The sequence below is a fragment of the Herpetosiphon sp. genome (genome assembly GCF_003512625.1).
GTDB classification, from domain to species: domain Bacteria; phylum Chloroflexota; class Chloroflexia; order Chloroflexales; family Herpetosiphonaceae; genus Herpetosiphon; species Herpetosiphon aurantiacus.
The window spans coordinates 182,753-200,103 of sequence record NZ_DOPT01000059.1 but is presented as its reverse complement, the minus strand read 5'-3'; the positions used below and the strand labels follow the sequence as shown (position 1 = coordinate 200,103).

The window sequence follows — 17,351 nt, the reverse complement described above, 5'->3', positions numbered from 1 at the left end:
AAACTACGGAGGTCCGCCCATGGCAGTCTGCCAAATGACGGGGAAAAAGCGCTCCTTCGGCCACAATGTGAGCCACGCTAAAAACCGTACCAACCGCTCATGGAAACCAAATATCCAATGGGCTATGGTTGAAGTTAATGGCCAAATGAAGCGAATGAAAGTTAGCACCCGCTATATTCGCACCATGTACAAAGATCGCTAATGACTTTTTCACCGCAGAGGTGCGTTGCGGCAAGTAACCTCGGTTTTGACCGCAACGCATTATAGCGGATAGCTATACCCTTTGCAATAGTTTTTAACCATTATTTCACCTCTCTTTTTGATACCTAACACACACTATAATCCTACAATGCATACTATAGTCCCATTGTACACTAGCACTTTACTCCTAACCTATGAAGAAACTTTGAACATCTTTAAACTACCCCTTTTGGCTTATTGATCTTGACGAATCTCTTGCTATACTATACTTGTTATACTGTAACTGTAAGAATTACAGTTCGTGGCGTGGTTTTTGCTTAGCACAATCCAACTGGTAAGCAGCCCGTCGCAATCCACCTGCACATCCATGTTTACCAGACGTAACGTAGTAGATTGCATAGAGAATCCTGCGGGTTCAATAGATAGCTTTCGTGCGCCGCCAGCAGCGAAAGCCATAGTGGGCGTAGCCCAGCGAGCGTGGACGATGACAAAGTATGAAACGATGAATGTAGCAAAAAACCAACCGGAACTCGAAGATGCCCCCGAGGGCTGGGAGCTTGAGCCGGGTTTTAATGATGAAGACGTAGAATTAGCAATTGTAAACCTACGCCGCAAAAAAACGCTCTATTCCGAGGCTGTCGAAGATTCAGTCCAGATGTATTTGCGTGAAATCGGCGAGGTTGAGTTGCTCACCGCCGAGGAAGAAATTACGCTGGCCAAGCAAATTGAAACTGGCCGCAAAGCGGAACATCAGTTGCAAACCGAGCAGTATGCAACCTGGGATGAACGTACCGCCCTCGAACGCCGCGTCGATTTTGGTAATGAAGGCCGTCGCAAGCTGACCCAAGCCAATTTGCGCTTGGTCGTGAGCGTCGCCAAAAAATATATTGGCAATCACATGTCGTTCATGGATTTGATCCAAGAAGGCAATATTGGTTTGATGCGGGCAGTTGAGAAGTTCGATTATCGCAAGGGTAATCGCTTTTCAACCTATGCTACGTGGTGGATTCGCCAAGCAGTTACCCGTGCGATCGCTGAGCAAAGCCGCACCATCCGCTTGCCAGTCCACTTGAGCGAATCAATCGCCCAAATGCGCCGCGTCGCTTACCAGCTTGAGCAAGCTTTGCAACGTGAAGCAACGCCCGATGAATTGGCTGATGCCTTGGGTGTAAGTTTGCGCAAGGTCAAGCGTATGCTGAATGCTTCGGTACAGCCAGTGTCGCTTGAGCAACCAATTGGCAAAGAAGGCCAAGGCCGCGTTGGCGAATTTTTGGCCGACGATACCGATGAAGCACCGCTTGAGCAGGCCACCCGCATGATGTTGCAAGATGAATTGGCCGATGCGCTCTCGCAATTGCCCGACCGCGAACGCCAAATCTTGTTGTTGCGCTATGGTTTGGCCGATGGCAAACGCCGCACGCTCGAAGAAGTTGGCGCTGAATTCGGGATTACTCGCGAACGCACCCGCCAAATCGAGGCTGAAGCGATGCGTCACTTGCGCCAACCCAATGTTGGTCAACACTTGCGAGCTTACCTTGATTAATTGCTAAGCTCTGTTGGTTCAATCGCCCTCGCTGCCGTTTTGGTGGCGAGGGCTTTTTGATCCACGAAGGCCACAAAGGACACGAAGGGGAAATGTCTATTAACTATAGGGGTATTAGTTCATTGGGCTGGTAATCAATTGTATGCCCTCACTCCCTAGCCCTCTCTCCCGCAGGCGAGGCGAGGGGCTGGGGGCTTTCAAGGGTAGGTTTTCAACAATCATTGGGTAGGATGCACCGTCGCTGTTCATGCCCTCACCCCCTAGCCCCCTCTCCCGCAGGCGAGGCGAGGGGGAAACCCTTGATCATGATACTGGATATCCCCTCGCCCGCCGCTGTGGGAGAGGGGTTGGGGTGAGGGAACGATTAACCTCGTGAACCAAAAGCTATAACCAATCTCCAATAGCCTCGTGCCTTTACTCCTCTTCATTAAATTCTAATCCCTAATCCCTTGATAGTGATCCAACCGATCCCGCAGGGCGTTACCAAGCAAGTTGAGCCATAGCACAGTTGTGGCAATGCACAGGCCAGGAATAATCATTAGCCGTGGTTCGCGTTGAAAAAATGCCCGTGATTCGTTGATTAAATTGCCCCATTCAGGGGTTGGTGGGTTGAGTCCAAAGCCAATAAACGACAAGGCCGAAAGATTCAATATCACGCTGCCAAAGTTGGTGGTGGCAATCACGACCATCGACCCAAACAGGTTGGGCAGTACATGACGCAACAAAATCGCCAGCGGTTTTACGCCAATTGCCTGCGCACCTTCGATGTACGGCATTGCTAATTCTTTGAGAATCAAGGCGCGATACATGCGGGCATACCACGTCCAGTTGGTCAAAATCAGCGCCAACAATAAATTGCTAAACGAACGCGACAGGATTGCGCTCAAGGCGAGGGCTAGTAACACTGGTGGAATTGCTTGGAAGGTTTCGGTAATCCGACTCAGCAAATAATCGAGCCAACGCGGCCCCACGGCACAGCATGCCCCCAATACTAAGCCCAAACAGCTTGTGCCAATGCAGACGAAGCCTGCTCCAAACAACGACCAACGCCCGCCAATCAACATTCGGGCGAGCACATCACGGCCAAATTGATCGCTGCCAAGGGGATGGCTCAACGATGGCGGGGCTAAACGCTGCCCAATATTCTGCGCCAGCGGATCAACCTGCCAGAGCCATGGGCCAACGATCACCGCTATCAGCATAAACAACAATCCGCCAGCGGCAAATTTGCCGCTGCGGCTTAGTTGTGGCTTGGCACGTTGCTCGGGCTGCTCAATTATTGGCGTTTTGGCGGAGCCGTGGGTCAAGCGCTGCCATGCCGAGGTCAGCGCACCAGTTAGCGATAACATAAATTCCCCCTGCGATCAAGACTGACAAGCCCAAAACTGGCATATCGCCGACCAAGGCTGCCTCAACCGCCATCCGCCCAACCCCAGGATAGGCAAATACTGTTTCAATAATTACCGTGCCAGTTAGCAAAAAGGCCAATTCTAGGCTGATTGGGGTGATCAAACTGGCCGCAATGTTGGGAAGCGCATGCCCAAAGAGCAAACCATATTCGGAGCGCCCTTTGGCTCGAGCCGTCACGATATACTGTTGATTTAGCACGTCGAGGGTGGTTGCGCGTACCAAACGTGAGGTTAGCGCTATATTCGGCAAGGCTAAAACGATGGCTGGCAGCAGCATGCCTTTAAATGTGGCGCTGCCGAGGGCTGGTAACCAACGCAATTTGGCCGCAAACACCAAAATCAACACCAGCGCAATCCAAAAGCCAGGAATTGCCGCGCCAATCACGGCCAAAAATTGCGCCGCATGATCCAACAAACTATGGCGCTTGATCGCGCTGATCAATCCCAAAGGAATGGCAATGCTCAGCGAAACTGTTAGCACCAAGCCCGCCATCAGTAAGGTGGCGGGCAACCGTTCGCGATACATCGACCAAACTGGTTTGCCCGAACGATAGCTGACCCCAAAATCGCCCTGCACCACCGCGCCAAGCCAGCTGACATATTGGCTGAGCAGCGGACGATCAAGCCCTAGCTCACGTCGTTTGGCTGCAACAGCTTCGGCGGGTGGTGCATCAAGGCCGCTGGCGCTCAACAACATTCGCGCTGGATCACCTGGAGCCATATGGATGATCAGAAATGCCAGCATGCTGACCATCCATAAGACCATTAGCCCACTGAGCAAGCGCCCCGCAGATTGCCGCAATAGCGTGCTCATTGATTGAGTTTCAATTCCTTGGTAATCAAATAGACATCGTTGGGATTGGGCACATAGCCACTGATGCTGCCCTTGCGATAGGCGCTGATCAGTGGTGGACTGGCCAAATAAAGATTGGTTGGATCGTTTTTGACTTCGGTTTGAATCCGTTTGGCAATCGCAATGCGTTTGATTGGGTCTTGCTCAGCGCGGAGTTCAGCGAAGGCGCTTTCAATTGCTGGATTCTTATAGCCAGCATAATTGTAGGCTGCGTCTTCAACCAAGGTGATGCCGACTGTATATTGGGGGTCGCCCGAGGTGCCAATCGAATACATGCTGGCTTGGAAATTGCCTTTTTCCAGCACTTCGCCAATATCAGCAACTTCGTTGACTTCAACTTTGATGCCCAAGGTTTGGAGTTGAGCTTGAATCGCAATTGCCATCAAGGTTAATTCGGCGCGGCCAGGGTAGCTATGCAACGTAAAGGCCAGCGGCTGACCATCTTTGCTGCGCATACCATCGCTGCCCACCACCCAACCCGCTTGATCAAGCAAACTCGCCGCTTGGGCTGGGTCAAAAATTTGGGCCTCAACTAGTTCAATTCCGACTGTTGCAGGATAAAGATTGGTAGCAACTGCGCCTTGTCCATCAAGCGTTGCTTGCAACAAGGCTTGACGCTCAATCGCGAGGGCCATGGCTTGGCGCACCAAGCGATCATCAAATGGTGGATGGGCACTATCCAACATAACATAATGCATGCGAGTGCCAGCCACACTCTGAATCTCAATATCGGCGGGCAATCCACGGGCAATATCGGGCGAAACATTGGTCAGGAGATCCAAATCGCCGCTTTGTAAGGCCAAGGCACGGGCGTTAGCATCGGGAATTTTCTTGACGCTGATTTTTTGCAGCCCTGCCTGACCATCCCAATAATTAGCAAAGCGTTCGAGTACCAACTCTTGATCTTTTTCAAGGCTGATTGGCTGATACATGCCCGTCAAAATCGAAATGCCATTGACCGCAGGTTTATGAATAACGAAATTCCAATTGGCCAGGCTGTAGGGAATGCTGCCCTCGGCTTGGCTGGTGGTTAACGTCAGGGTGTAATCATCAACTACATTAACGTTGGTATCGGCAGGAATGAAATTTTTGGCTCCACTGAGGTTTTGCCAACTGCTATTGAATGAATTAAGCACATCGCTGGCCTTGAGTTCGCTGCCATCGTGAAAGCGAATGCCTTGGCGCAACTTGATTTGCCAAGTCGTTGGATCAAGCGCGGTAACGTTTTCAGCTAACCATGGTTCAAGCTGATTGCTGGGCGTAAAACGCATCAAGGTTTCGCCAGCGCCGTAGGTTAGCATATTGTAGCCATTCGAACCTTGGGCTACATCGAGGCTGGTTGGCAAATTGATGCCTGTGCCGATGCGTAATTCTCCATTTGGATCGCTGGTTGAAGTCGTTGCTTGAGGTGTTTCGCTGGCTGTGCCACATGCCACCAGCATTTGTATCATGAGAATCAGCCCTAAAAGCTGAGTTAAACGCCGCATTGCTAGACCTTTCTATCTAATTATTGATATCAAGTATCAACAAAGCGGCAATTGTAGACGGCTGATCGCTGTTTGTCAAATAATTGTCGAGCCACCCCAGAGCTTGATCAGCTGTTGATGATAGCGTTTGAGCAAGGCTTGCAACCGTTTTGGGGCATAGCGTTGCAAGCGAAATAGCCAGCGATCACTGGCACTCAGCACAATTTCGGTTTCGCCCGCCAAATAGCGCTGGATAATCTGTTCGCCAACTTTATTGGCCTCAGCGAGTGGGAAGCGTTGGCCAGTTTGTTGGGCCATGGCTGTGGTCATGGCGGTTTTGGTGGCTGGGGGGTAGACCCGCACAATCTTGATCGTGGTTTCGGCTGTCAGTGCCAAGCCCCAAGCCTCAAGCGCAGCTTTGCTCAGGCTATACAAGCTGGCTCCAGGCATGGCCACGCGGCTAACCGTGCTGCCAACAATCAATACTGTTTTAGGCAGTAGTTGTCGGGTGAGCCAAATTGGGTGCAGCAAATTGGCATTGAGGGTTGCAAGGATGGCTGATTCTGGTAGCTGATCAAACGCACCGCCCGCTAGCACTGCCGCATTGTGAATCAATAGATCGAGCTGAACATAACGTTGGGTGATTTGAGCAGCGAGGGCGGCAACCGCTTCATGATCGCTCAAATCACAGACGATCGGCCAAGCTTGACCACCAAGTTGGGTAACCAAGCTGGCCGTTTGCAGCAGTGGTTCGCGGCGGCGACCAACTAAAATAATGGTTGCGCCACGTTTGGCCAAGGCCAAGGCCATGGCCTGACCAATGCCCGTGCCTGCCCCAGTAATCAACCCAACCATCGCGATTTCCTAGTTAGTAAATCAACGCCACAGCACCCAAGGTAATTCCAGCGCCAGAGCCAAGCAGCACCAAGCGGTTGCCACGCTGAATTCGGCCAGCCGCAACCGCTTCAGCCAAGGCTAAGGGCACGGATACCGAAACGCAATTGCCTCGGGTAGCGAGATTGCTAATTACTTGATCGGGCTGAAAGCCCAAGCGTGCTTGCACTTGCTCGATCGCATGGCGGTTGGCTTGATGGGGAATAACTGCATCAATTTCACTATTTTGCCAACCTAGCTCAGCCAAAAATCGTTCAACAAACTGCTGCATTTCGCGCAAGACAAAGCGAAACGCCAACGGCCCCTGCATCATAAACCAATTCATGTCGGGCGTGGTATCTGCCGCGTTGGGATGCTGGGCCGTGCCGCCGCCGCGCACCTGAATCAAATCGCTGCCATTGCTCCAGGTGGCAAATTGGCTATGTTGCAGGCTGCTGCTGCCATCGCCGCGCTCCAACACGACTGCCGCTGCTGCATCGCCAAATAGCGCTGTCGATTCCCATTCATGTGGATTGAGCGAAACTGAAGCCCGTTCGCTGCTGACTAACAGCACTCGTTGATACACGCCACTATTAATTAATGGCGCTAACAATTGCAATGCCAGCATAAAACTCATACAGGTTGCATTCAAATCGAAGCAGGCGCTACGGCCCACTGGTGCTTGCAAGGCGTTTTGCAATAAGGCCGCCGTGCATGGGATGGCTTGATGCATTCCAGCCGAAGCCACCACGATTAAATCGATGCTATCAAGCGCATAATTGGCGTTGGCTAGTGCTTGCTGGGCGGCTTGGGTGGCCATGGTCAAGGCAGTTTCAGCTCCAGCGTAACGGCGCTCACGAATGCCCGTGATTCGCTCAATTAAGCCTGGATCAACGCCAAAGCGCTCGGCTAGCTCGCTGGTGGTAACAATGGTGGCTGGTAAGTACGCGCCGATTCCGGCGATGCGCAGAGGAAACTGCATAACACTACCTCGTGTAATTTCAAAATCGTTGTTTTAACCAAGCTATGGCCTTGGTTACGCCTTGCTCTTGGGCTAATTGGGTCGCAAGTTGTTGCGCCGCCGCCTGATAATCATCGCGCTCAATCAAGCTACACAGCAGAGTAGCGAGCTGTGCAACTTGCAATTGGTTGGCTGGCACAGGCGCTGGCCCCGCTTTGAGATCATACACCCGCTGGCCCCAAAAATATTGGTCGCCCAAAAATGGTGTGACCAAGGCGGGCTTGCCTGCACCTAAGGCTGTAGCGGTTACGCCCGCCCCGCCATGATGCACAACTGCCGCTACCCGCTCAAATAACCAAGCATACGCTAGGCCATTGATCGCTAAACAGTTGGCTGGCAACTTGCCCTGAGCTAAATCGCCCCAGCCTTGGTTGATGATCATGCGTACTTTGGCTTTTTGGCTGGCGGTAATTAGCAATTGGCTTAATTGATTGCCGCGCTTTTGACCATGCAACATGCTGCCAAAACTAATGGTGATTGGCGCTGGGCCTGCTGCCAGAAATTGCTGTAATGCCGTTGGTGCTTGCCAATCTGCCGCTGGGGGCAGTGACCAATAGCCAGTGATCGCGCCATCGTCAAACCAAGTTGCTGGCGGCGGAGCAACCAACGCGCTATAGGCATACAAGGTTGGTGGCTGAAAATTGCGACTCCGTTGCCAAAGCTGGCCAATGCTTAGGCTTGGGCGTTGCAAAATCTGCTGCCGTGCTTGATTGAAGGCCATGCGCAAGACTTGCCATTGCAATTGCTCGGCCACGCGATAGCTCATGCGGCGATAACTGGCCCAAGCCAGTTGCGGCGCAAAATGATGGGCGGTTTGGCTGCTAGCAGCATAAGGGTGCAGGTGTACCAACACTACGGGAATGTGCAAATGCTCGGCTAGATGCAGCGCAGGCCACATCCCCAAACTGGAAACGATCAAACAATCGGCAGTTTGGCAGGCCGCTAGTGCATCAGCGATTAATTGACGAATAATCGGTGGTGTTTGTTGAAGAAATTGTTTGATGATTGCGCTGCGACCTGCTGCCAAGCCCGCCGCCATTTGTTCAGGGTTGAGCAAGGCCGAAATTGAGCCAACCAACGGGGCAAAACGGCAGCCATAGCTTTCAACCAAGCTACGATAATCATGAGCTGCGGCGATAACGACCTGATGACCCTCAGTTTGCAACCCAAGCGCCAAGGCGATAAACGGCTGCACATCGCCGCGCGAACCAAGCGCCAAGATACAATAGTTCATTGGCGAATTACCCGACGACGTTTATTGACCAAGCCATACTCGATTGGCGCAAAACCAATGCTCAGTTGGCAATTCGTACAACCATAATCCGCCAGATGCAGTTTAATTTGCTGCTCAACTGCTGCTCCAACCGTCGCCGTATCAGCCGCCGTCGCCAGCATCAAGGTGATCGTAAGTTGATCGTCGTGGGTTTGGGTGATTTGATATTCTTGGATGGCCGAATGCGCCAAGAGTATAGCGCGGCGCAAACTATCAGGAAAAATCGCTTGGCGCTGGCCGTGGCAGGTAAAATAACAGAGATCATCACGCCGCCCCTCGATTTGCTCAATCACCGCAAAGGCGCTGCCACAGCGACACGGCTGCGCACTCAACCGCAACACATCATTTAAACGATAGCGAATAATCGGCTGAGTGCGTCGCCATAAATCGGTGATATACGGCGTAACGCGGCCTTGCCCTAAATCCTCAAAATCAACCGCCACAATATCTTCTTGGAGGTGCAAATTGCCGTGAGCGCACGAAATACCCAGTAAACCTTCGGTTGCTTGGTAGATTTGCTCAATTGGAATGCCAAAGTAGTTGCTGAGTTGTTGCTGTTCGTCGCTAGCCAAGGCATCGGCGACACTAATAATTCGTTCAGGCCGATGAGTCAATTGGCCGTTTTGGGCCGCTGCTAGCAATTGCAGCAACAAGGCTGGTGGAGCTACGATAATCGTCGGTCGATAGTCGTTGAGCACTTGAATGTGGCCTGCTAAGGCTTGGGTCAAGTCGAAATAGCGAAATTGAATCAGCCGCCCGCCCAGCTGTTGATAGAGATTGCTGTTGGCGCGTAAAAAAAAGGCGATTTTGGTGGGCTTGATTTGGTGTAACGTGCGACCTAAAATCGTGCCCGCCCACAGCAATTGCTCGGCGGCACTCACCAAAAATAAGCCGCGATGCCCCGATGTGCCCGACGAAAGCCCGACCGTCAGATTGCCCAAACGTGGCACAAAATCACGTTGTTGCTCGGCTTGTTGGGCCAAATCGAAGGCCGCTGCGGTTGGCACTTGCAAGGTGTTGAATTCACGAAAATTGGCCATCATCAAGCCTTTATCGACGGCTGGCAAATTGCGCCAATCATTAAGGTCATGGCCCTGCCAATGCTGGCGATAGAAGGCTGAATGTTGGGCAACCCAAGCAATCAATTGGCGTGCTTTGGTAGCTTGAAAGGCTGGTAAGCGCTCGGCATTCAGCCGTTGCCACCGCCAACGTGCCTGCCCAAAATGGTAGCCCATAGTCAACACATCGCTGATGCTCACGCCGTCGCAACCTCGTTGGCATAGATTTCTGGGCAATGGCAGGGCACAATCAACACCTCGGGGTAGGCTTGGGCGAAGGCGCTCAAACGGGCCAACGTTGTGGCCATGGCCTTGGCATCGTCGATCATAAAATAGATGATTGGGTGGGGCAGCACTTGCCCGCGAATTGCCCGCGAATGCCAAGCGCCATCTGCTGCCAACAAGATTGGGCGCGAATTGGCGATATACATACCGATTTGGCCTCGTGCATGGCCAGGCAATTCGACCAGCCGTAACAAGCCATCGCCAAATAAATCGTGGGTGTTGCCCAAAGCAAATAGTGGTTGGTCGCGAAATTCATGAATTAAATGCAGCCGTTGATGCCAACCTTGGGGAAACAAATGGGGAATAATCCCCCGTCGCAAGGCGTTAATCCCTTGAACTTGGCTGACCAATTCAAACGCCGTGGCTGACATGTAAATTTGGGCTTGCGGAAAATCGGCCAAAGCGGCTACATGGTCGGCGTGAGCATGCGAAAGCACAATCCAACCAATATCTGCTGCGCTCAAGCCATACTGTGGTAATTGATTGACTACTTCTAATTCAGGCGATAATTGCAAGGGCGTGGCCTGGCGATAGAGCGACCACGGCAACTGTTGGGTTGCGCTGATCATCGCTTGGCTATACCCGACATCAAACAAGCCCCAGCCATGTTTGGGATGCTCAATCAAGGCCACAAGCGCATGGCAATCGAGCATGCGGCGACTGCCATCGCGTAGCACATGAAATTCGGGCACGCGGCAAATTCCAGTATCCAGCAATCTGACTTGCATTAGTTAAACCCCCTTGGTTGGTTGTTTAAGCGCGGCGATGGTGCGTTGAATCCCCGTTTCAAGGCTGATCAATGGCTGATAACCCAAATCGTGTTGGGCTGCAACCAAGGAGTGAGTTTGGCTGCGGGCCAGCGCCAAGACGCTATAACGCGTTAGTAATGGCTCACGCCGTGTTAGCAAGCTGATACTTTCCATGATTCGTGCCACGGCTAAGGCTAGCGACAAGGGCATTGGCCGCAACTGGCTAGGCAAACCCAACTCAGCCAGTACCCGCCGAATCACCGCCCAGAGCTGGGGATGTTCGCCATTGGTGATTGTATAACACTTGCCAAGCGCTGCTGGAGCCGTTAACGCCAACTCAATTGCATGCACTACATTGGCAACATAGGTCAAATCAACCAAATTTTGTCCGTTGCCAAATTGACGTAAGCGGCCAGCGCGGGCTGCGGCGATAATTCGTGGCAACAAGGCTTGGTCGCCCTCGCCAAAAATTGCCTTAGGCCGCAAAATCACGCTGGGCGTGGAATGCTTGAGCACCAATTGTTCTGCTTGCTGTTTGCTGGCCGAATACAGCGAAATAGGCCGCGCTGGATAGGGCATTGTATCGAGCAAATCAAACTGATCGCGGCCATTGGAAAGAACGCTTGGTGATGAAATAAACACCAAGCGTCCGACCTTCTGTGCAGCACAACCAGCTAGTACATTGGCTGTACCATCAACGTTAATGGTTTGAAAATCGCTGCGACTGCCCCAAGGAGCCGAAAGTGCCGCGCTATGCACTACCACATCGCAACTAGCACAGGCCGCAATCAACGTAGCGCGATCGCGCAGATCGGCCTTGATTGGCTGAATGCCAGCGGCTAGTAGTTGTGGAACATGCTCCCAGCGGCGGCCCAAACCCAGCACCGTATGCCCAGCTTTTTGCAGAGCCAACGCGGTGTGCGCACCCAAAAAACCAGTAGCGCCTGTGACTAAGATTTGCATTCTAGCCTACGTTCCAAATTGGCGGTCGCCAGCATCGCCCAAGCCTGGCACGATATAGCCTTGCTCGTTCAATCGCTCGTCAAGCGCCGCCAAATGAATCTCCACGTCGGGGTGAGCAGTTTGCAAGCGTTCTACCCCTTCAGGTGCGGCGATTAACCCCAAGAATTTAATTTTAGCTGCGCCCCAAGCCTTCAAAATATCGACCGCAGCAACAGCCGAGCCGCCAGTTGCCAACATGGGGTCGAGAATCAAACAGACATCAATATCTGGCTGAGCTGGCAATTTGTTGTAATAGGTGACTGGCTCAAGCGTGTTGTGGTCGCGATAGAGACCCAAATGCCATACATGGGCGGTTGGCAAAAGGTCGATAACTGGCTCGACCATGCCCAAGCCAGCGCGTAAAATCGGAATCAAGCCGATGCGAGCACCGATGGCATGACCTTGCATGGTTGAGAGCGGTGTTTGAATTGTATAGGGCGCGAGTGGCATATCTGCCGTTGCTTCATAGACCAAAAATTGCGAAATTTCCCGCACCAATTCGCGAAATTTCTTTGGTTCGCTTTCTACCCGGCGTAGTAAAGCCAATTTATGTAATACCAATGGATGTGACGATACATGCAAGCCCATAACACAACCTCATACTAAAAAACAGCAGATCGTGGTTATTGTATCCCATCTTGACAAACCCCTCTTAGGCGTGGTTAAATCAACCCGTCACATTGCACCTTCACTCCTCTCTGTGGAAACGTCTTCTAGTACTTCCATCCCAACCCTAGCCTTACCCCTGCATAGCAATAAAGAGTATTGGCATATCATAGACGGATACATCCAATTGCGACCATAATAGGGTTGTCATTTTTCTAACGTCGATGCTTGCAATAAGGCCCATTAGAAAATATTTTTTGTTCCATTTATATCAAATATTGACATTATTTGGACAAAACCTCGACAACATCGACTAGTTGCACTGTACACAAAGGAGACGGCTATGGCGCTCGAAGGTAATTTTGCTGATATGCCATTAATTGACTTGATGCATGTATTTCATCATGGGCGCAAAACCGGTCGTCTTTTGATTGCGAATGCTCCATTCAAAGCGATGTTGTGGTTTTTCGATGGTGCGATCATCAATGCAGGGGTGGTAACCCAAAATGCCCACGAACGAGTTGCGTGTGGCGAACAAGCCGTGTTTGATATGTTGGCCTGGGATGATGCCCAATTTGTCTTTTTGCCACCCAACCCACAAGAGACGGTGTCGGTGCAAATTCAACATTCGATCGATTGGCTGATTATCGAAGGCTTGCGCCGTCGTGATCAACCGCAACGGTTGGCAGGTACAACCAAACTCCAACCAACTTCACGCCTACGCTTAGTGCCAATGTTGCGGCAAGCCAGCGATATTACCCTAACCATCGAAGATTGGCGCATTTTGAGCCAGTTGGTGCAAGAATTAAGTGTGGCCGAACTCGTCGAAGCCACAGGCTGGAATTACGATCAAACCCTCAAAGTGCTGCATCGTTTGATCGCCTTGAATTTGGTGGAGGTGTGTAGCGAGATTGTTGTTTCTCAGCGTTCGCTTAGCCCAGTTTTGATGGCGCCTAACCACGAACATATGGTTGAGAATCGGGTGCGTGGGTTGGTTCAAGCAATCAAAGCGCGGCTGCGTCGCACCAGCGCCAGTGCGTAGGAGTGACAATGGTCAATTATAAAATTGTGATCACGGGAGCATACGCGGCGGGCAAATCGCAATTTATTCGTACCGTCAGCGAAATCGATGTGGTCGATACCGATGTTCCCGTGACCCATGCCGAGGAGAAAGAACTCAAACACCATACAACCGTTGGTTTGGATTTCGGCACCTTGAGCATTGATGCCGAACAACGCTTGCTCTTATTTGGCACGCCAGGTCAAGAACGTTTTGATTTTATGTGGGAAATTTTAGCCGAAGGTTGTTTGGGCTATATTGTTTTAGTTGATAGTTGCCGACCTGCCCATTTTAACGAGACGATTGTGGTGTTGGAACGTTTTGCGGAGATGACCCCTGTGCCATTTGTGGTTGCCGCCACAAAACAAGATTTACCTGGGGCATTGCCGCCAATGTATATTCGCCGCCGCTTGGGACTACCAACCGATATTCCGATCCTCGCTTGCGTTGCCACCGATTACCCCTCAGTGAGCGATGTGATCAGTACCTTGCTTGATCGAATCGACGTTTTAGCCCAAGATTCATCCTCCTCCTCTGAAAATAACAAGGAGCATTCTCATGGCTAGTCGTTCGGAACAAATTAATACTATTTTAGGCCAACTTGTCACAAATAACGGTAATGATATTAACGGGGCTGCATTGATTAGCTCCGATGGGATTTTAATTGGCTCACGGATGTCGGCGGATGTGAATGCCGACCGCATGGGCGCAATTGCCGCAACCATGATGGGGGTTACCACCCGCGTGGTCAACGATTTGAAAATTGGTAAAGCCAATGAGGCAATTGTGAATGCCGAAAGTGGCTATCTCTTGGTTATGCCGGTGGCCGCTCAGATGATTCTAGCAATCATTCTGCGCCAACACGCCAATTTGGGCATGATTCGGATTGAAGCTCGTGAAACAGGTCGTGCCATCGCCGAACTGATGACCGCTTAATTCAAGGAGGTAGCTCATGGCAGATCGTCAAAGTTGGAGCGTGAAGGGAACCGCAATTCTGACCGAGTTGGTAAAAATGATGGATGTTTCGGCTGCTGAATCGCAATTACTCGGCAGTTTGCACGATGGCGCTAAAGCACAAACCACCGCCTTCACCGATGCTTTTTACAAACGTTTGTTGGGCCACGCCGCCACTGCCGAATATCTCGATGGGGTGTCGGTCGAACGCTTAACGGGTATGCTTGGTATGTGGTTTAGTGATCTGTTTCGCGGCAATTATGATGAAGCCTATGCTCAACAACGTTTGAAAATTGGCGAAATTCATGTGCGGATTGGCTTGCCTGTGCGTTATCCTTTGGCTATGCTCGATGTGATTATGCCATTTGGTGAGCAAGTTGCTGCCACCAGTAGCGACCCTGCCAAGGCTATAACGGCATTTCGCAAAGTATTAGCCCTCGATGTTGCCCTCTTTAATCAAGCCTACGAAGATAATCAATTGTCGCACTTGGCCGATTTAGTCGGTGGTGAGCGCTTAGCCCGTTTGCTACTGGCTGGTCAATAAGGTTGGTTGGGCTTTCCTCAATTGCGCTGTTGCAACGCCCGAATATTCGTCAGACAACCTGCAAAATCCCAAATTAAATCGTCGTGATCGAGGCGTAAGCGCTGTTCGCCAATGCTTACCTCTATCTGATTGAGCAGTGGGATAAGTACAAATGTGCCCTGTGGCGGCGTGTTACCATCGTGTAAGCGCCGCCGCACCACGTTCATGCCCTCGCTGATTAATTGTTGGCTCAGTTGTTCAAGCAAGCTATCACCGAGCCAGAGATCGTTGATCTGTTTGGCATGAATCAGCTGTTGCCAGTTGGTGCTGATGAAGGTAATGCGCCGAAAGCGCTGGGCCATAATTGGCTGGGGCAATGCTTGCAAGGCTCCAACTTCGAGCCGCCAATAACGTTCGTGGGCACGCGGATGCTCAGGTTGCTCAGGGATGAGTTGGCTGCGCGTGGCTTGGCTGACATGCTCAATTGGCGCATACCAGCGAATTTGACCGCCTTCGTCGCCAAAGGCTTTGGTTTGATACCATGCCAACATGCCAGCAGCCATCCGGCGCGGAGCATGAGCCAGCGGAACACGATACCAGTGCTCGTGTTGAATTCGCTGCCAATCGGCGTGGTTATTCAAAACGGCGACTAAAACAGGTGTGTTGGCCTCAGGCATATGTTACTCCACATCAGAAATCTCAGGTGCAAAGCGTTGCAAATCGTTGCGTGCCCGTTCAATTGCCAAATCTCCAGCTTTAACCTCAAGCATCAGATCATATTCGCGCTGATACGGCAGTCGCAGCAGGCTGATCAATTCAAATGGATTGGCTAAATCGCTGTGTTCATGCCATGTTGGCAATAGCAATTGTTGGCGCTGCCCAAGCCGAATTTCGGTTCGTGGTGAGCTAAAATGCACTTTGGGCTTGCGCTGAACTGGCCAAGTCGCTAAGGCATAATTTAAGGCTTCAGTATCATTCAACTGGGCTGGATTGTAGAGTTGATGATGCAGCCAATCGAAAATCACGGGAATGCTGGTTTGCGCATGAATATGCAATGCATCGAGTAAACTCCAGACCCGCCCATCGGCTTCAAGCGCTAAAACATTGATTACCGCTGGCTCAAGTTGTTGCAAGCTGGTGACGCTTTGGGCTAAGGCACTCGCGCGATCCCCATATTGCGCCCCAATATGCACCACAATCACCGGATCATCACAGCCCAAATTAATTAAATAGGCTGCGGCGCTAGTGAGATAAGTTAGCGCATATTGGCGAATTAGGGGATCGTGGCTGTTGAGCAGCACATTGCTTGGAGCATGATAGGTTAGGCGAATCTGGGCTTGTTGGGCATAATTGCCGATTAATTGGAATTGCTCGGCGGCTTCTGGCCATGTGTTGAGCAATTCGTAAGGCCAAGCAGGCAAACGATAACAATGAATCTGTTGTTGTTCGAGATAGCGCAGAACATCGTAAAGATACAAGACCCATTGGCTTAGCTGCTGCTGATTGGGTGCTTGTAAATCAGGGCGTTTGAGAATCCGGCCACTCAGGCCTAGATAACGCATGGGTAACTCCACAAAGGCTAGTTTGGGCGAAGACTTCCAGCCTTTGTGGAATGGATGCTATGCAGAACATAGCTGGTAAATCTATTCACTCACTGTATTAGATACAAACCATGGCGATTTTTCGCATGCAAGCATGGGCAATTTGCGAAATTGGCCGAAAGTTGCATAATTATTCTTTGGATTATGCGCCTAACTAGGAGCGGGTGATGGTCACAACTACCCAGCGATTTCAATTGTTGGCCTTCGATTTAGATGGAACGTTGGTCGATTCGGCTCAAGGGATTGTGGATACTGTGAATCAAGTGCTGGCTGAGCATGGTTTTGCAACTGCGGCCTATAGCCAGATGGCTCCATGGATTGGCTTGCCCTTGCAGGTATTTTGGGAGCGCTTGACTGATTTTCAGCCTGAAAACTATGGAATTTTGACTGAGCGTTATCGCACAATTTACCGTGAAATTGCGATTCCAAGCAGCCGCTTATTTGCAGGCGTGGCCGAAACGATCGATCAACTTAAATCAGCAGGCTATCGTTTGACGATTGCCAGCTCAAAAATTACGCCAGTGAGCAGCGCAGTGCTGCAACAAGTTGGCTTGTTTGGCTATTTTGATTTGCTGATGGGCAACGATTCGGTCAGCCAACCCAAGCCCCATGCCGAAATGCTGGCTAAAACCTTGGCCCATTTTGGGCTGAATGCGACCCAAGCCTTGATGATTGGCGATACCATCCATGACATTACGCTTGGTCACAACGCCCAAGTTGCTAGTTTGGCAGTTACGACTGGCACCCATGATCTGGCAACATTAACTGCCGCCCAGCCACTGGCCATTTTGAATCAGCTCCATGAACTGCCTGCTTGGTTGGCGCAACCAGCCTGAATGGTACAATAACAACATCTCAACTTCTGGAGGATTGT

The 17,351-nt window shown here is 51.2% G+C and carries 19 protein-coding genes; 7 read left to right on the top strand and 12 right to left on the bottom strand.

Annotation, left to right across the window (positions count from 1 at the left end):
• The first annotated feature begins 19 nt into the window (after positions 1–19).
• Together rpmB and DEF47_RS13405 are read left to right on the top strand one after the other, a co-directional pair.
• Positions 20–202 (top strand): 50S ribosomal protein L28, encoded by a 183-nt coding sequence (rpmB, locus tag DEF47_RS13410; RefSeq protein WP_041303856.1) that lies wholly within the window; start codon positions 20–22, stop codon positions 200–202.
• Positions 203–685: 483 nt separating this feature from the next.
• Positions 686–1,744: a sigma-70 family RNA polymerase sigma factor gene (locus DEF47_RS13405; protein ID WP_041303858.1), complete on the top strand. Its 1,059-nt coding sequence runs from the start codon at positions 686–688 to the stop codon at positions 1,742–1,744.
• Positions 1,745–2,178: 434 nt separating this feature from the next.
• On the opposite strand, the gene DEF47_RS13400 is transcribed toward DEF47_RS13405, so the two are convergent.
• The 10 genes from DEF47_RS13400 to upp form a co-directional block, all read right to left on the bottom strand.
• Positions 2,179–3,093, bottom strand: a complete 915-nt coding sequence (locus DEF47_RS13400; RefSeq protein WP_012187927.1) for an ABC transporter permease — start codon at positions 3,091–3,093, stop codon at positions 2,179–2,181.
• On the bottom strand, positions 3,017–3,955 hold the full coding sequence (locus DEF47_RS13395) for an ABC transporter permease (protein ID WP_287045179.1): 939 nt from the start codon (positions 3,953–3,955) through the stop codon (positions 3,017–3,019). Before DEF47_RS13395 ends, DEF47_RS13400 begins: the two co-directional genes overlap by 77 nt.
• A gap of 8 nt (positions 3,956–3,963) precedes the next feature.
• Complete coding sequence (locus DEF47_RS13390; protein ID WP_041303862.1) at positions 3,964–5,493, bottom strand: ABC transporter substrate-binding protein; 1,530 nt, start codon at positions 5,491–5,493, stop codon at positions 3,964–3,966.
• Positions 5,494–5,568: 75 nt separating this feature from the next.
• Positions 5,569–6,327, bottom strand: coding sequence for an SDR family NAD(P)-dependent oxidoreductase (locus DEF47_RS13385; RefSeq protein ID WP_012187930.1), 759 nt, complete (start codon positions 6,325–6,327; stop codon positions 5,569–5,571).
• Positions 6,328–6,340: 13 nt separating this feature from the next.
• A complete protein-coding gene (locus DEF47_RS13380; RefSeq protein WP_012187931.1) occupies positions 6,341–7,327 on the bottom strand; it encodes a 3-oxoacyl-ACP synthase III family protein in 987 nt (328 codons plus the stop codon).
• A gap of 19 nt (positions 7,328–7,346) precedes the next feature.
• On the bottom strand, positions 7,347–8,600 hold the full coding sequence (locus DEF47_RS13375) for a glycosyltransferase (RefSeq protein WP_012187932.1): 1,254 nt from the start codon (positions 8,598–8,600) through the stop codon (positions 7,347–7,349).
• The gene (locus DEF47_RS13370; protein ID WP_012187933.1) at positions 8,597–9,898 is read right to left on the bottom strand and encodes a F390 synthetase-related protein; all 1,302 of its coding nucleotides are present in this window, start codon (positions 9,896–9,898) and stop codon (positions 8,597–8,599) included. The genes DEF47_RS13375 and DEF47_RS13370 overlap by 4 nt, the downstream gene beginning before the upstream one ends.
• Positions 9,895–10,710 carry an MBL fold metallo-hydrolase gene (locus DEF47_RS13365; RefSeq protein ID WP_012187934.1) on the bottom strand — a complete coding sequence of 272 codons (816 nt, stop codon included), beginning with the start codon at positions 10,708–10,710 and terminating at the stop codon, positions 9,895–9,897. Before DEF47_RS13365 ends, DEF47_RS13370 begins: the two co-directional genes overlap by 4 nt.
• 3 nt (positions 10,711–10,713) lie before the next feature.
• The gene (locus tag DEF47_RS13360) at positions 10,714–11,694 is read right to left on the bottom strand and encodes an NAD-dependent epimerase/dehydratase family protein (RefSeq protein WP_012187935.1); all 981 of its coding nucleotides are present in this window, start codon (positions 11,692–11,694) and stop codon (positions 10,714–10,716) included.
• A gap of 6 nt (positions 11,695–11,700) precedes the next feature.
• Positions 11,701–12,321: a uracil phosphoribosyltransferase gene (upp, locus tag DEF47_RS13355; protein WP_012187936.1), complete on the bottom strand. Its 621-nt coding sequence runs from the start codon at positions 12,319–12,321 to the stop codon at positions 11,701–11,703.
• Positions 12,322–12,682: 361 nt separating this feature from the next.
• On the opposite strand from upp, the gene DEF47_RS13350 reads away from it, so the two are divergent.
• From DEF47_RS13350 to DEF47_RS13335, 4 genes are read left to right on the top strand one after another with little or no spacing between them, the layout of a single operon-like run.
• Positions 12,683–13,381 (top strand): DUF4388 domain-containing protein, encoded by a 699-nt coding sequence (locus DEF47_RS13350; protein ID WP_012187937.1) that lies wholly within the window; start codon positions 12,683–12,685, stop codon positions 13,379–13,381.
• Between the two features lie 8 nt (positions 13,382–13,389).
• The gene (locus DEF47_RS13345; protein WP_012187938.1) at positions 13,390–13,965 is read left to right on the top strand and encodes a GTP-binding protein; all 576 of its coding nucleotides are present in this window, start codon (positions 13,390–13,392) and stop codon (positions 13,963–13,965) included.
• A complete protein-coding gene (locus tag DEF47_RS13340; RefSeq protein ID WP_012187939.1) occupies positions 13,958–14,335 on the top strand; it encodes a roadblock/LC7 domain-containing protein in 378 nt (125 codons plus the stop codon). The genes DEF47_RS13345 and DEF47_RS13340 overlap by 8 nt, the downstream gene beginning before the upstream one ends.
• A gap of 16 nt (positions 14,336–14,351) precedes the next feature.
• Positions 14,352–14,897, top strand: coding sequence for a protoglobin domain-containing protein (locus DEF47_RS13335; RefSeq protein ID WP_012187940.1), 546 nt, complete (start codon positions 14,352–14,354; stop codon positions 14,895–14,897).
• Between the two features lie 17 nt (positions 14,898–14,914).
• Here DEF47_RS13335 and DEF47_RS13330 read toward each other — a convergent pair whose 3' ends face one another.
• A complete protein-coding gene (locus DEF47_RS13330; protein ID WP_012187941.1) occupies positions 14,915–15,553 on the bottom strand; it encodes a DUF8743 domain-containing protein in 639 nt (212 codons plus the stop codon).
• A 3-nt stretch (positions 15,554–15,556) separates the two neighbouring features.
• Entirely contained in the window at positions 15,557–16,438 is an 882-nt protein-coding gene (locus DEF47_RS13325; RefSeq protein WP_012187942.1) for an apurinic/apyrimidinic endonuclease family protein, read from the bottom strand.
• Between the two features lie 206 nt (positions 16,439–16,644).
• Between DEF47_RS13325 and DEF47_RS13320 the strand changes: the two genes are divergently transcribed.
• Positions 16,645–17,313, top strand: a complete 669-nt coding sequence (locus tag DEF47_RS13320; protein ID WP_012187943.1) for an HAD family hydrolase — start codon at positions 16,645–16,647, stop codon at positions 17,311–17,313.
• Positions 17,314–17,351: the final 38 nt, after the last annotated feature.